Annotated in this window: 11 protein-coding genes and 1 pseudogene; 7 read left to right on the top strand and 5 right to left on the bottom strand. The window is 70.0% G+C overall.

The window, feature by feature from the left end:
- Window positions 1-39 precede the first annotated feature (39 nt).
- Window positions 40-948, bottom strand: coding sequence for a hypothetical protein (locus tag AB5J56_RS42550; RefSeq protein ID WP_369241441.1), 909 nt, complete (start codon window positions 946-948; stop codon window positions 40-42).
- A gap of 169 nt (window positions 949-1,117) precedes the next feature.
- Between AB5J56_RS42550 and AB5J56_RS42545 the strand changes: the two genes are divergently transcribed.
- Window positions 1,118-2,284: a sodium-dependent transporter gene (locus tag AB5J56_RS42545; RefSeq protein WP_369241439.1), complete on the top strand. Its 1,167-nt coding sequence runs from the start codon at window positions 1,118-1,120 to the stop codon at window positions 2,282-2,284.
- On the opposite strand, the gene AB5J56_RS42540 is transcribed toward AB5J56_RS42545, so the two are convergent.
- Entirely contained in the window at window positions 2,281-2,775 is a 495-nt protein-coding gene (locus AB5J56_RS42540; protein WP_369241437.1) for a MarR family winged helix-turn-helix transcriptional regulator, read from the bottom strand. The two genes, AB5J56_RS42545 and AB5J56_RS42540, sit on opposite strands and share 4 nt — an antisense overlap.
- A 267-nt stretch (window positions 2,776-3,042) precedes the next feature.
- On the opposite strand from AB5J56_RS42540, the gene AB5J56_RS42535 reads away from it, so the two are divergent.
- The gene (locus AB5J56_RS42535; RefSeq protein WP_369243119.1) at window positions 3,043-4,434 is read left to right on the top strand and encodes an MFS transporter; all 1,392 of its coding nucleotides are present in this window, start codon (window positions 3,043-3,045) and stop codon (window positions 4,432-4,434) included.
- A gap of 174 nt (window positions 4,435-4,608) precedes the next feature.
- On the opposite strand, the gene AB5J56_RS42530 is transcribed toward AB5J56_RS42535, so the two are convergent.
- Both AB5J56_RS42530 and AB5J56_RS42525 read right to left on the bottom strand, forming a co-directional pair.
- Window positions 4,609-6,288, bottom strand: coding sequence for a cellulase family glycosylhydrolase (locus tag AB5J56_RS42530; RefSeq protein WP_369241435.1), 1,680 nt, complete (start codon window positions 6,286-6,288; stop codon window positions 4,609-4,611).
- A 183-nt stretch (window positions 6,289-6,471) separates the two neighbouring features.
- Window positions 6,472-8,145, bottom strand: coding sequence for a lysyl oxidase family protein (locus tag AB5J56_RS42525; RefSeq protein ID WP_369241433.1), 1,674 nt, complete (start codon window positions 8,143-8,145; stop codon window positions 6,472-6,474).
- Window positions 8,146-8,454: 309 nt separating this feature from the next.
- Between AB5J56_RS42525 and AB5J56_RS42520 the strand changes: the two genes are divergently transcribed.
- Window positions 8,455-8,838 carry a VOC family protein gene (locus AB5J56_RS42520; RefSeq protein WP_369241431.1) on the top strand — a complete coding sequence of 128 codons (384 nt, stop codon included), beginning with the start codon at window positions 8,455-8,457 and terminating at the stop codon, window positions 8,836-8,838.
- A gap of 152 nt (window positions 8,839-8,990) precedes the next feature.
- Window positions 8,991-9,254, top strand: coding sequence for a GlsB/YeaQ/YmgE family stress response membrane protein (locus AB5J56_RS42515; RefSeq protein ID WP_369241429.1), 264 nt, complete (start codon window positions 8,991-8,993; stop codon window positions 9,252-9,254).
- A gap of 104 nt (window positions 9,255-9,358) precedes the next feature.
- Here AB5J56_RS42515 and AB5J56_RS42510 read toward each other — a convergent pair whose 3' ends face one another.
- Window positions 9,359-10,042: a chaplin gene (locus tag AB5J56_RS42510; RefSeq protein ID WP_369241427.1), complete on the bottom strand. Its 684-nt coding sequence runs from the start codon at window positions 10,040-10,042 to the stop codon at window positions 9,359-9,361.
- Window positions 10,043-10,375: 333 nt separating this feature from the next.
- Between AB5J56_RS42510 and AB5J56_RS42505 the strand changes: the two genes are divergently transcribed.
- The 3 genes and pseudogenes from AB5J56_RS42505 to AB5J56_RS42495 all read left to right on the top strand — a co-directional run.
- A complete protein-coding gene (locus AB5J56_RS42505; RefSeq protein ID WP_369241425.1) occupies window positions 10,376-11,944 on the top strand; it encodes an alpha/beta hydrolase in 1,569 nt (522 codons plus the stop codon).
- Window positions 11,945-12,114: 170 nt separating this feature from the next.
- Window positions 12,115-12,636, top strand: a complete 522-nt coding sequence (locus tag AB5J56_RS42500; protein ID WP_369241423.1) for a DUF4232 domain-containing protein — start codon at window positions 12,115-12,117, stop codon at window positions 12,634-12,636.
- Between the two features lie 109 nt (window positions 12,637-12,745).
- Window positions 12,746-14,115, top strand: a pseudogene (locus AB5J56_RS42495) (FMN-binding glutamate synthase family protein); the annotation flags it as partial.

Raw genomic sequence — 14,115 nt, 5'->3', positions numbered from 1 at the left:
ACGCATCCTGAACACCCGTCAGCGAGGCGGTTGGGCCGCCTACCGGGCGCTCCGTCCCGACGCGTTGACGTCCGCGGCCCCATCAGCGTCGACGTCCGTGGTGGCCTCCGCGCCGGTCCCCGTGGCGACCGCTGCGCCGGTCCCCGTCCCGACGTCCTTGCGCGTCACCGTCAGGAACACGACCAGGCCGAGGATGACCGCGAGGAACAGCACGCTGGTCATCACGGTGCCCAGGCCCAGCCCCCCGTCGCCGGTCGGCTGGGAGAGGTAGTCGCCCATCGAGGCGCCGAGCGGCCGGGTGAGGACGTAGGCGATCCAGAAGCTCCACACGGCGTTCAGGCCGAGCGCGAAGCGCGCCACCGCGACCGCGGCGATCGCCTGGGCGAACAGGACGGCCGAGACCCAGTAGCCGAGGTCCATGCGCTCGGCGACCAGGTCGCCGGCCGCCGTGCCGAGCGCGAAGGTGAAGAGCACCGCGAGCCAGTAGAACGATTCGCGGCTCAGGGTGTCGATGCTGTGGATGGACAGGGTCCGCTCGCGGCGGTACCAGACGACGAAGACGAGCGTGAGGACGATCGCGAACACCGTGGTGCTCGTCGTCAGCGGCACGCCCAGGTTGTCGGTGAGGTTGTCGCTGATCAGGGTGCCGACGATGCTGATCAGGGCCACGGCGAGCCAGTAGACGCCGGGGCGGTAGGCGGTGGTGCGGAACTGCACGACGAGCACGGCGGCCAGCAGCAGGCTCATCAGCAGCGACACACCGGTCAGGCCCAGGCCCAGCTTCTCGTTGAGCAGGTCGGCCGCGGTCTCGCCGACCGTCGTGCACAACACCTTGATCAGCCAGAAGTACACGGTGACTTCGGGCACCTTGTTCCGGCGGAGGCGATGGCCGGGTGCCGCGGTCGCGGCACTGTCAACGGTGGAGGTCTCGGACGTCTCGTGGGTCATGAGGCCAGACCGTCGCATCAGGAACCTGAACACATCCTGACCGCCGCGTGGCACCGCCCTCCCCGGCCGGTTCACGCGTGGACCATGCGAGCCATGGATCTCTGCCATCCCCGCCTCGCCATAGCGACGCTTCGTCCCCGCCCCGCCCCCACGACGAAAGAGCGCCGCCGTGCACAACCCGACCGACCGCCTCTCCCCCACTGACCGTGCGACCGGGTGGCTGCGCCGACGCCTCGGCCGGGCCATGGCCCTCGCCTACGTGCTCGCCCTCATGGCACCCGGCCCCGGCCTCTGGCTGCGCCACGCGCATGGCCTGCCGCTCGACGGCACCCACGAACTTCCCCTGCCGAGCACCTCGTTACTGCTGGGCCTGGTCCTGTTCTCCGCCGGACTCCAGGTCCCCGCGCAGGCGCTGGGACAGCTCCTGCGCCGGCCGAGAACACTGCTGGCGGGACTCGTCCTGCATGTGCTGGCCCCGCTGCTGATCATTCCGCTCGTCGCGTTCCTGCTGCGGTGGACTCCCGACTCCGACGGCGGCAGCGGTCTGATCACCGCCATGATCATGCTCCTCGCCATGCCGGTCGCCGCCGGGGCCACCGTATGGACCGGCAAAGGTCAGGGCGACCAGCCGACGATGGTGGGGCTGGTCCTCGTGTCCACCTTGCTCAGTCCTCTCACCCTCCCCGTCACCGTCCAGGCGCTTGCCCCGCTGCTCCACGGCGAGTACGTGGGCACCGTGGAAGCGGCCGGACAGACGGCGAACAGCGGCTTCACGCTGACCGGGGTGGTGCTGCCCTGCGCGGCGGGACTCGCGTGCCGACTCGTCATGACACGTCCTGGACTCGCACGTCCTGGACTTGCACGTCGCGGACTCGCACGTCCTGGCCGCGCCCGTCGCGGACCATCGCGTCCCGGACTTGCCCGTCCCTGGCTGAGCCGCCTGCTGAGCGCCGTCGTCCCGACGGCGATGCTCGGTTCGCTCGTCCTGACGTACGCCAACGCCGCCGGCGCCCTGGGATCCTTTCTCGCCCACCCGCGCCCGCTCCTGCTCACCGCCGCCTTGGCCGTCGCCGCGGTGGTGTGCACTCTGTCCTTCGCCACGGGCCGCATCGCGGCGCGTGTCCTGCGCCTCGACGCCCCGGCCGCCTCCTCCCTCACCCTCGCGTGCGGAATGAACAACAGCAGCGCGAGCGCGGTTCTGATCACCAACGCACTGCCCGACAAACCTCATCTGCTGCTGCCGGTTCTCGCGTACGGGTTGCTGCAGAAGACGGCCGCGAACCGGGTCGTGCGCGTACACCCCCGCCTCCCGCCTCCCGGCTCCCGGCCCGGCTAACTCCGCTGCCGCGCCCGGCGTGCCTGCTGCGGGGCCTCCGACGGGGCGGCGAGCGGGCCCTCGGTCAGGGCGCCGAGGAGGCGCAGGAACGTCTCGCGGTCGGTGTCGGAGAAGTCCGCCAGGGCTTCCCGGTGCACGCGGTCGACGATCTCCTGGCTGCGTACGGCCGCCTTCGCGCCCTCGTCCGTCACCGCGATGATCCGCGCCCGCCGGTCCGTGCTGGAGGGGCGGCGTTCGGCGAGGCCCGCCTTCTCCAGAGCGTCCACCGTGACGACCATCGTGGTCTTGTCCATGTCACCGATCTCGGCGAGCTGCGCCTGGGTCCGCTCCTCGCCCACGGCATGGACGAGAACGCAGTGCATACGCGCCGTCAGACCCACCTCTGCGAGGGCGGCCGCCATCCGCGTCCGCAGGACATGGCTGGTGTGGTCCAGGAAGAAGGAGAGATCGGGCGCGGTACGGGCCGGGGAGGCCGGGCTCAGGGCGGTCATGGGATTCAGATTAGCAAGGAGAAGAGTTCTATGTAGATAGTCTGCAACGGAACCATCTGCTACGGTCTCACTTGTCGGCACCGCCACACGGCGGTCACCGACGACCGCCACCAGGCGACCGTCCATGACAGGAAGGCCCCCATGCCCAGGTCCACGTCAGCTCCCGCGCTGTCGCCCCAGTCGCACCCCGCCTCCACCCCGGAATCCGCGCCCGCCTCACCGGCTCACCGCCGCCGTTCCCTCGCCCTGGGCGTCATCGCCACCGGAATGCTGATGACAGTGCTGGACGGCAGCATCGTCACGGTGGCCATGCCGGCCATCCAGAAGGACCTCGACTTCACGCCTGCGGGACTGAGTTGGGTGGTCAACGCCTATCTGATCGCCTTCGCCGGGCTGCTGCTCCTGTCCGGCCGGCTCGGTGATCTCCTGGGCCGCAAGCGCATGTTCCTCACCGGCACCGCCGTCTTCACCGGCGCCTCCCTCCTCGCCGGAGCGGCCGGTTCGCCCACCGTCCTGATCGCCGCGCGGTTTCTGCAGGGCGTCGGCAGCGCGATGGCCTCCGCGGTGAGCCTCGGCATCCTGGTCACCCTGTTCACCGAGCCGCGTGAACGCGCCCGCGCCATCGCGGTGTTCAGCTTCACCGGCGCGGCAGGCGCCTCGATCGGGCAGGTGCTCGGCGGTATTCTGACCGACACCCTCGGCTGGCACTGGATCTTCATCATCAACCTGCCGATCGGCCTCGCGGCCCTCGCGGTCGCCGTACCCGCCCTGCCCGCGGACCGCGGCCTGGGTCTCCGCGCAGGCGCCGACATCAGTGGGGCGTTCCTCGTCACCTCCGGACTCATGCTCGGCGTCTACACGGTCATCAAGGTCGAGGCGTATGGCTGGACTTCACTCCACACCCTCGGCCTCGGCGGCCTGTCGCTGCTGCTGCTCGCGGGCTTCGCCGCACGGCAGGCCGTCGCGAAGACACCGCTCATGCCGCTGCGAATCCTTCGTTCCCGCACCGTCGTGGGGGCCAACCTCGTCCAACTCCTCATGGTGGCCGGGCTGTTCTCCTTCCAGATCCTGGTCGCGCTGTATCTCCAGCAGGTGCAGGGTTACGGAGCCTCCAGGACCGGATTCGCCATGCTGCCCGCCGCCGTGGTGATCGGTATCGTCTCGCTCGGTGTCTCCTCGCGCCTGATCGGACGCTTCGGCGAGCGCGGTGTCCTGCTGGCCGGACTGGCCCTCCTGACCGCCCTGTTGGCGCTGCTGATCCGGGTGCCCGTCCATGCGTCGTACGCCGTCGATCTGCTCCCCGTGATGCTGCTCGCCGCGGGCTTCGGCCTCGCACTGCCCGCGCTCACCGGACTCGGTATGTCGGGGGCGGACGAGCGGGACGCCGGACTCACCTCGGGCCTGTTCAACACCACCCAGCAGATAGGGATGGCGCTCGGCGTCGCCGTCCTCTCCACCCTCGCCGCAGGCCGCACCAAGGCCCGGCTGAGCGCGGGCGCCCCGAGGTCCGAGGCGCTCACCAGCGGCTACCACCTGGCCTTCGCCGTCGCCACCGGACTGCTCCTCACCGCGTTCGTGGTCGCCTACGCGGTCCTGGGCCGGCGTCCCGCCGGGTCCCGCCAGGACGCGGTCCCCGCAACCGCCTCGACGACGTCCTGACGGCGACCGCCCCGAGCGGCATCCGGCTCACCAACCGAATACACCACCGCACACCGGCCCTGCCCGCAGCCGTCCTCACGGAACGGCGGCGGGCAGCGGCTTCGGCGTCGGGAAGGCCGTGCCGCATCCATTCCGTGCCCGGTGCGACACCGCCTTCCCGCCCCATGCCGCTGGTCAAGCGGTGGTGCAGGTGCTGCCGTTGAGGGTGAACGTGGTCGGGGCCGTGTTGGTGGCGCCCTTGGCGGCGATGAAGCCGAGGGTGACCGAGCCGGCGGCCGGGATGGTGGAGGTGTAGGAGGCAGGGACGACGCTCACCGTGCCGCCGCTCTGGGTGGGCGTTCCTCCCCACATATTGGACACCGTCTGGCCGCCTGCGAAGGCGAAGGCGAGCTTCCAGCCGTTGAGGGTGGCGGTGCCGGTGTTGTGGAGGATGATCTCCCCCTGGAACCCGCCCGGCCATTCGCCCACAACGCGATAGCCGACGGAGCAGGCCGTGCCCGGAGTGCCGCTGCCCTTGTCGGTGGTGACGTTCACCGTGGCGGAGCGGGCCGAGCGGTTGCCTGCCGCGTCGTGGGCGTAGACGGCGAAGGTGTACGCCGTGTCGGCGGTGAGGCCGGTCAGGGAGGCGGTGTTCGTGGTGGAGGCCGCGACCGTGGTCTCGGAGCCGCCGCTGACGCGGACGATGTCGTAGCCGGTGACGCCGACGTTGTCGGTGGCCGCGGCCCAGGTGAGGGTGACGGAGGTGGCCGTGACGGCAGAGGCGGTCGGGGTGCCGGGGGTGGTCGGCGCCTGGGTGTCGCCGGGGCCGCCGCCTCCGTAGATGGTTGCTTCCTTGGACGTCCGGGCGATGCCGCCTGCGCCGTTGAAGGCGCGCTGGCCCCAGGAACTCAGCTGCGTGGGATCGAAGTTGATGGCCAGGTCGAGGATCGGGTCGGTGTTGCCGCTCCAGGACCAGGCGATGTAGCCGAGCTTGAGCTGCTCGGCGGTGGCCATCATGGTGTCCTCGTCCGGATCGCCGTACTGATCCGCGGGTCCGCCGAACTCACCGATGACGATGGGCAGTTTGGCGTTGACGAACGCGTTCAGGTAGTCGGTGATCTCCTGTGCGGTGTCGAACACGCTGTACATGTGGATCGAGAAGATCAGGTTGCCGGTGGTGTCGGCGTCGTACACGGACTGGGCGTTGGCGCGCATCACGCCTTGCCAGTCCTGGCCCCAGTTGGGGGCGTCCACCATGATCGTGTGCTGCAGCCCGGCGTTGCGCAGCTTCTTGATCGCGGCGATGGTGGGGTCGGTCCACCCGGCGGGATTGGTGTTGCCCCAGGGCTCGTTGCCGATGTTGATGATGACGTAGTTCTCCTGGCCGGCGAGAACGTCCTTGAGGCCGATCCAGTAGTCGGCCGCCTCGTCGAGCGTGCCGGCCGCGCTGTCCTCGCCGTATCCGGTGGTGTCGTGCACCTCCAGCACGCAGATGAGCCGGTTCGCCTTGCACTGGGCAACGATGTCAGAGACGTCCGCGGCGCTGTTCTTGGTCCAGCGGTGACCGTCGGCGAGGACGACGCGGACGGTGTTGGCGCCGAGCGCCTTGATGTCGGCCAGCGACTTCGTCGTCCTGCTCGGGTACCAGGTGTGGGCGTGGTTGACGCCCCGCATGATGAAGTCGTTGCCGTTGCCCTCCAGCAGGCGGCCGTTGCTGATGTGGAGGCCGGTGGCCTGGACGTCGGGCGTCTGGGGCCGGGCCTGGGCAAGGGTCGGACTGAGAACGCCGAGGGCGACGAGCCCGAGGAGCGTGACCAGTCCCGTCAGGAGGCGGGCCAACGAACGCTTTCGTGTCGTGCTTCTTGTTGTTCTCACTGCGACTCCAGAGAAGTGAGCGCCAAGAAACCAAGGCATGGGAGAGAGCATGGGAGCGCTCCCATGAACCCACTTCGCCAAGTACACGTCAAGGCATTGCACGCATTCATGTCGGTGCCGCTGGGACCGGCGAGAACGCCGGGCCCAGCGGCACCGTGATTTCCTACGCGCTTGTACGGCCTTCTACGGGGCGTTGATCAGGTCGTACGGCGGCACGGTGACCGTCCGGGCGCCCGGTGTACCGCCGAGAATGACCTTGCGGAGGGAGATGTTGTTGTTGAGATTGGTCTCCTGGAGCCGCTTCTCGGGGTTGGCGATCACCTCGATGTAGTACGTGCCGTTCGCCAGGCCGGTGATGTCGAAGGACTGGCCGGGGCGGTACTGGGTGTAGGTGTCGCCGGAGCCGACGTCGAGGACCTCGCGGACGGAGATCGAGTTCCGCTCACCGCAGGCGGTCGACAGATCGGTGTTGTACGGGTGCCAGTTGGCATTCTTCACCGTGTAGTCGATCGCGTCGGTGTTGGCCAGGCAGAACGCCTCCTTGCCGCTGCGCTCCTGCTGGGTCTGGTCCGCGTTCAGCAGCCGGTAGCTGGCGAAGTCCGTGAAGTGCCAGTGCTCGTGACCCACCCGCGGGTCCCACTCCATGGTGCCGCTGGGCGTGTACCCGACCTGCTTGCCCGCGGCGTCGTAGAAGTACTGGTAGGAGTCCATCTTTTCCTTGCCGGGGCTGCGGAATCCGTCCACGACGAGCGGGGCGGGTCCGGCGTTCCAGACGTTGGCACTGAACGCCAGATAGTCCTTGCCGGGCACGTCCCCGTCCTCGCCGTCGGTGACGGCGATGTCCCAGGCGGGCAGTGAACGCAGGTCCGGCTTGGGCACGTTGGCCGGGACGCCCGCCCGGCCGGTGGGCCGTGCGGCGTTCGACTTCAGCGCGGGCGCGATGCGCGAGCCGTCGGTGTGGCCCGCTCCGTCACCCAAGTGGTGTGCCATGCCGCGGCCTTCGAGCGCGTGGGACAGGGACGGCGGGGTGGGCGCGTCGGCACCACGGGGACCGTAGTGCGCGGCGGAGTGGGCGGAGTGCGCCCCGTGACCGGCTGCGTGATGGCCTGAGGAGTGCGACACGACCCCCTCCCCGCCACCCCCGTCAGCCATCTGACGCACCGTCACCTTGATGGTGGGGCGGTTGTCGGGAATGCCGAACAGGTCACGGTACTTCTTGGCCACCGAGACCTTGGCCGTGTACTCCCCCGCCGGGAGGTCCACCGGGTTGTCGTAGTCGACCGTGCTGGAGTTGGACGCCCAGCCCTTCTCGACACCCCACACCGAGCCCAGCGTGAACGGGTTGGTGGAGCAGCTCTCCGGGTATTTCGACGTGGCCGGGGCGTCCGGCCGGATCCGCCCGGAGGCGTTGTTCGGGCAGTAGGTGCCCTTGGACTTCGTCACTTCATGGCCGGCCGCGTTCTTGATGGACACGTTGAGGAAGCCGGGCAGCCCCGAGAAGTCCTTCACCAGTCCGGCGGGCAGTGTTCTGGTCCGCGTGGTCGTTCCGTCGCGGATGATCTGTTTGGCGACGACGGGATCCTTGTACGACTTCCGGGTCACCTTGAACTCCAGCGGCACGTCGTCGACCGTGACGTACGTACCGAGGTCGAGGTAGACCCCGGTGTCCCCCTCCCAGCGGTCGAGCGTCACGGACTTCGACGCGGCGATCAGCTTGAGCTTCGGCTTGGCCGCCGTGTTCGAAGGGGCCGATTCGGCTCCGGGAGCCGCCCAGGCCCCGGCGGCCACGACGGTGAGCGCGGCCGCCGCGGCGAGCGCCGGACGCTTCAGGCGTGTGCGGTGTTGCTGATTGGTCATCGGTTCCTCGTCTGCGAGTGCCATGGTCAAGTGGCATCGGACTGGACAGCCCACGACCGGCCGACGGTTCGGACGCACCCCACGCGCCCAGGGCCGAGTCTGTGAACAACCTGTGAGACCGGTGAAAGGGTGCATGGGTTGCTTGTTGAGAAAGAAAACAACTGGAACGTGTGAGGCGACGGCCCGCGCGGCACGGAGGACGTCCTCAACCGCGGGAACCGGCTCCAAGTCCCCTGATCCACGGACCAGTTGGCCGACCGCCGCTTAACCGGTTGGGGGATCGTCCGGACACCCGCCATAGTGACGCCCATGGCATCTCTTGTGCACCACGTGACCATCGACTGCGCGGACACCTACCGGCTCGGCACCTTCTGGGCCGAGGTACTGGACACCAAGATCGGCGACGACGACCAACCCGGCGACCCCGAGGCCCTGGTGGAGGCCGGGGGCGTCTCGATCCTGTTCGTCGCCGTTCCCGACGGCAAGACGGTCAAGAACCGTATCCACTTCGACATCCAGCCCACGGACCGCTCGCGCGACGAGGAGGTCGAGCGCCTGCTCGCCCTCGGCGCGACACCCGTCGCCGACCACCGGCGTCCCGACGGCACGGGCTGGGTCACCCTCGCCGACATCGAGGGCAATGAGTTCTGCGTCGAGCGCAGCGCCGCCGAGCGGGCCGCCACGACGTCCTGACCTCACCTCGGGGCAATCCGACGACGCAGCACCTTCGTTGTCCCTCTCGCCCCGGGCGCTCCGGCCTTCCGGGAGACGGACTGGTACCGCTTTCTGTGGGCACTCGTCAGCCGTCAGTAGCCATCAACGGCTGGGATGCGAAAGGCCCGCTCATGGAAATCTCCGGCGTCATCAGCGCCATTCTCATCGGCATCGTGATCGGTGTCCTCGGCCGGCTCGCCGTTCCGGGACGCCAGCGCATCGGCATCCTGTGGACGATCATGATCGGCATCATCGCCGCGTTCATCGGCACCGGCATCGCGTCCGGTCTCGACGTCGCGAACACCAAGGGCGTCGACTGGATCGAGTGGATCATCCAGATCGCCCTCGCCGCGTTCGGTGTCGCCGCGCTCAGCAAGGTCAAGCTGCACCGCTGACCGAACCGCCGCACCGCACACGTCGAAGACCCCTTCCGTCCGTGTTGTCCCGGACCGGAAAGGGTCTCCCCGTGCAGAGCCTCACGTCGACTCGGCGCGTCGGGTCACTGCGTCGGCTCCGCGTGCCGGACCGGCCGGAAGCGCCGGTAGAGCACCGTCCCGCCCAGCAGCAGCACGGCGCTCCCGGCGACGGCGGGCAGCATCTGGTCGCTACCCGTGTGCGCGAGGGACGACGACGCGGGCGGCGCGGCGACAGGCCGCGGCGGCTTCGCGGGGATGTGCTTCTTCGGCGGCCGTGGTTTCGGAGCGGGCGTGCCGGGGTGGTGGGGATGACCGCCGGGCGTGGAGGTGTTCGTGGACTCGTTGCCCACGGCCGCGTCGCCGATGCCGACCACGTTCACGGAGTTGCCGCTCACGTTCACCGGCAGGTGCACCGGGAGTTGAACGCCGTTGCCGGACAGCACGCCGGGCGAGTCCTGCGCGCCGCCGTGCGCGGAGGCGCCGCCGCCGTCGGCCGAGGTGCCGCCGTGGCCCGTGCGGTGGCGCCCGCCCGTGTTGGCGCAGGTGTTGCCCGCGGCCGGATTGAGGAGCCCGATCACGTTCACGGTGTTCCCGCACACGTTGACGGGCACGTGCACCGGGAGCTGGATGGTGTCGCCGGAGATCAGCCCGGGTGAGGCCGCCGTGCCGCCGTCCGCGGCGGAGTCGGCGTACACCGGCATCGTGACTGCCATCGCCCCCGAGGCGGCGGCCGCGGCGATCAAACCATTTCGGGTAACCCGTTTCATAGGTTCCCTGCCTTCCAGACATGGTCGCGGGCACTCGCCCGCACCGGATAAAACGCTGAAGAACCATCCGAGTTATGGCTTATCGGGCTTTCACTCCATCGAGCGTCACGGTTATCGAACTGGTCGGAAAGGCCGCAGTTCGGACCGGTCCGCTGTCGGCGCGCCCCCTCGTGCGGGCCGACAGCGTCGGCGCGCAGGCTAAGGGACACCGGCGCGTCCCGCTCGCCCAGAGGCGTGACCCCGGGTGCCCGCCTATCGTGATCCAGGGGGTATCCCCGTCGGTGGACCGAGGGCTGCCCCACGGTCCGCGGCCGGGCGTCCCTGGAGGCCTTCATGCTGTCCACGCACAGACGCTGCGCGCTCGTCGGAACCGCGACGCTGGCCCTGCTGGGGGCCGGACTTCCGGCGGTGTCCGCGGCCGCCGACGACGGCCCCGATCTGTCCCGCTTCTACGGCCAGAAGATCAAGTGGTCGGCCTGCCGGGGCGAGGAGATGCCCAAGGATCTGCAGTGCGGGAAGGTGACCGTCCCCCTCGACTACGCCAAGCCTGCCGGCGGCACGCTCGACGTGGCGCTGGCCCGCTACCGGGCGACCGGAAAGTCACGGGGGTCGGTGCTGCTGAACTTCGGCGGCCCGGGCGGCGCCGGAGTCAGCGAACTCGCCGCCGGGGGCAAGGACTTCATGGACCTCACGAACGGCTACGACGTGGTCACCTTCGATCCCCGCGGCGTAGGCCAGTCCTCCCCCGTCAGCTGCGGCGACGGCGCCGACGCGGCCGCGGACCCGGCGAACGCGGGCGCCGACGACGGTGACCCGCAGGCCACGCTCAAGGCGCTGCAGAAGGCCGCCGCCGCGTGCACGAAGCACTCCGGGCCGGTCCTGCGGCACATCGGCACGGTCAACGCCTCGCGGGACATGGACGTGATGCGCCAGGCGCTCGGCGACAAGAAGCTCAACTACCTCGGATTCTCGTACGGCACACGTCTGGGCGCGGTGTACGCGGCGCAGTTCCCCAAGAAGGTGGGCCGGATGGTGCTCGACGGCGTGGACACGCTCACCGAGCCCCTTTCCGAGCAGGGGCTGGTGAGTGCCGAGGGGCAGCAGACCGCCCTGGAGGACTTCATCACCTGGTGCGCCAAGGACGTGGCCTGTCCGTTCGGCCAGGACGTGCGCACCGCACAGCAGCAGGTCGTCCGGCTGGTCGACTCCCTGGACGAGGATCCGGTCCCGACGGACTTCGGGCAGCAGTTCTCCGGCCAGGACCTCGTGGGCTCCATCGGCCAGGCGCTCTACAGCGAGCAGCTGTGGCCCACTCTCGAACAGGCCCTCGCCTCCCTCGTCCAGGACGGCGACACCCGCGACCTGATGCAGCTGTCGGGTGGCGCCTCGCTGCCGGACATCCGCCGGACCGCCACGGCGCCGGCCGACGGCGGCGGACTCGTCGACGCGCAGGACGTTCCGCTCGACAACCTCCCCGCCGCGCTGATGGCCATCAACTGCGCGGACGACCCCGACCGGCCGACCGCCGGCCAGGTCACCAGGGATCTCGACGCGCTGCGCGCCGAGTACGAGCGGGTGTCGCCGGTCTTCGGCCCGTACCGGCTCACCGAGGTGCTGATGTGTTACGGCCGCCCCAAGGGGACGGACTACATCCGCGACAAGGTGCGTGACCTGCACACCGCGAAGATGCTCCTGGTCGGCACCCGCGGCGATCCCGCGACGCCGTACCGCTGGACCGTGGAGACCGCCGAGCGGCTCGGCTCCTCGGCCGTCGTGCTGGACAACAAGGGCGAGGGTCACACGGGGTACGCGTCCTCCAAGTGCGTGCACCGCAAGGTCGACGACTTCCTCCTGTACGGCTCCCTGCCGCACAGCGGCAGTTCCTGTGGCTCGGACGACTGAAGGACCGGCGCCTGTCCACCGAAGCCCCCATCGGGAGATGACAGATCGGATACGGGTCCACAACACGGGCAAGTCAGGTACAACCCGCCGCACTCCCCGACCGTCACACTGGGCAGGCGTCGCCCCGCGCACGCCACCGCCGTACGTGACCGAACCAGGGGGAACCACCGATGCGCATCCGACCCGTCCTCGCCCTTTCCACCGCCGCCACCGCCCTGCTCCTCGCGACACCGCAGAGCGGCGCGGCCGCCACACGGCCCGCGCCGTGCGCGCAGAAGTCCCTCACCGTGCGAGCCCACGTCTCCCAGGACCCCAGGGTGCTGCACCTCAGCGTCACCAACCACGGCGCCCGGGCCTGCACCGTCGACCGCATCCCCACCGTCACCTTCGGGGACCTGGACGGCGCGGCCCTGCCGGTGCCCGCCGGTGACAGCGCCCCGTACCGGATCGGCGCGGGGAAGGCCGCGTACGCCTCCGTCCGCACCATCGCCGACCCGGCCGACCCCGAGGCCCGCCGGGTGACCTCGGTCGGCGTCTCCGCCGACCCGTCCCACTTCGGGCGCTCCTTCTCCGCCCGCCGGCTGGGCGCGGGCGACGCCGTCCTCGTCTGGGAGCCGGTGACGACGTGGTGGAAGCCGTCCGCCGCCGCCGCGGACAAGGCGCTCGCGAAGGGGGCCCTGCAGTCGGCGTAGGACGCGCGCACGCATCGCGCCCCTCTCGCCTGATGCGTTCCCATGGGTTTCACTCATGGTGTGCGCCGGATGCTCGTACTGCTGCTGGTCGCCCTCGGCGCTGCCGGGGCTGCGGCCGGAGCTGCAGCAGTACTTCATCGAGCGGAACTTCGACGAGCGCCCGTACGACCGTGATGTGCGCAGCATCGTGTACGAGCGGGCCAAGGGCGTCGAGGCCGAGGAGCCGTTCGGCACCGAGCAGGACGTGTACGCGGACGGGCACGAGTACCTGGTGCCGTCGATGTCCCCGGTCGAGGTGCCGGACGAGCCGCCGATGGTCCGCGTCGGGGGTCCCGACTGCACCCACCCCTACGACATGGCCTTGCTGAACGTCTCCGCGATGAGTTTCGGGGCGCTGTCCTCGAACGCGATCCTGGCGCTCAACAAGGGGGCGGCGCTGGGCGGTTTCGCCCATGACACCGGGGAGGGCGGCCTGTCGGAGTACCACCTGCGCGGCGGCGGCGACCTGATCTGGGAGATCGGTACGGGGTACTTCGGCTGCCGGACCTCCGAGGGAGGCTTCGACGCGCGCGAGTTCGCCGACAAGGCCGCACTGCCGGAGGTCAAGTGTGTGTCGCTGAAGCTGTCCCAGGGGACGAAGCCGGGCATCGGCGGGGGGCTCCCGGGTGCCAAGGTGAACGCCGAGATCGCGCAGGCACGTGATGTCCCGGAGGGTGAGACCGTGGTCTCGCCGCCGTATCACCGGGTCTTCGCCACACCGCGCGAACTCGTGCTCTTCATCGCGCGTATGCGCGAGCTGTCGGGCGGCAAGCCGACCGGGTTCAAGCTGTGCGTGGGCTCGCGCCGCCAGTTCCTGGCCGTGTGCAAGGCGATGCTCGCGGAAGGCGTCACGCCCGACTCCATCGTGGTCGCCGGGTCCGAGGGCGGCACCGGGGCCGCACCGCTGGAGTTCGCCGACCATCTCGGTACGCCGCTGACCGAGGGGCTGATCACCGTGCACAACGCCCTGGTCGGCACCGGGCTGCGGGACCGGATCCGGATCGGCGCGAGCGGCAAGGTCGCCACCGGCGCGGACATCGTCAAGCGGCTGGTGCAGGGCGCGGACTACACGAGCGCGGCGCGCGCGATGATGTCCGCCCTCGGCTGCCTGCAGGCTCAGCGCTGCCACACCAATACCTGCCCGGTCGGCGTCACTACGCAGGACCCGCGGCGGGTCCGCGCCCTGGACGTGGCCGACAAGACGCAGCGCGTCCACCGCTTCCAGCGGTCCACTGTCCACAGCGCCGTGCAGATCATGGCCGCCATGGGCGTACGGGAGCCGGCGGAGCTCACTCCCGAGCTGCTGCGCCGCCGTACGGACGCGACGACCGTCTGTCGTACGCCGAGCTGTACGAGTGGCTCGCGCCCGGCGTTCTGCTGGGCGAGCCGCCCCGGTCCTGGGGCACGGACTGGGCGGCGGCGGACCCGGACGCCTTCTGA

The sequence above is a fragment of the Streptomyces sp. R21 genome (assembly GCF_041051975.1).
Classification (GTDB): Bacteria; Actinomycetota; Actinomycetes; order Streptomycetales; family Streptomycetaceae; genus Streptomyces.
This window is presented reverse-complemented; position numbering and strand designations above follow the sequence as displayed.

What these genes read in the sequence shown, in the direction of transcription:
- AB5J56_RS42550 (WP_369241441.1), bottom strand. Translation starts at nt 948, where the DNA reads ATGACCCACGAGACGTCCGAGACCTCCACCGTTGACAGTGCCGCGACC.
- AB5J56_RS42540 (WP_369241437.1), bottom strand. Translation starts at nt 2,775, where the DNA reads ATGACCGCCCTGAGCCCGGCCTCCCCGGCCCGTACCGCGCCCGATCTC.
- AB5J56_RS42535 (WP_369243119.1), top strand. Translation starts at nt 3,043, where the DNA reads ATGCTGATGACAGTGCTGGACGGCAGCATCGTCACGGTGGCCATGCCG.
- AB5J56_RS42525 (WP_369241433.1), bottom strand. Translation starts at nt 8,145, where the DNA reads ATGACCAATCAGCAACACCGCACACGCCTGAAGCGTCCGGCGCTCGCC.
- AB5J56_RS42520 (WP_369241431.1), top strand. Translation starts at nt 8,455, where the DNA reads ATGGCATCTCTTGTGCACCACGTGACCATCGACTGCGCGGACACCTAC.
- AB5J56_RS42515 (WP_369241429.1), top strand. Translation starts at nt 8,991, where the DNA reads ATGGAAATCTCCGGCGTCATCAGCGCCATTCTCATCGGCATCGTGATC.
- AB5J56_RS42510 (WP_369241427.1), bottom strand. Translation starts at nt 10,042, where the DNA reads ATGAAACGGGTTACCCGAAATGGTTTGATCGCCGCGGCCGCCGCCTCG.
- AB5J56_RS42505 (WP_369241425.1), top strand. Translation starts at nt 10,376, where the DNA reads ATGCTGTCCACGCACAGACGCTGCGCGCTCGTCGGAACCGCGACGCTG.
- AB5J56_RS42500 (WP_369241423.1), top strand. Translation starts at nt 12,115, where the DNA reads ATGCGCATCCGACCCGTCCTCGCCCTTTCCACCGCCGCCACCGCCCTG.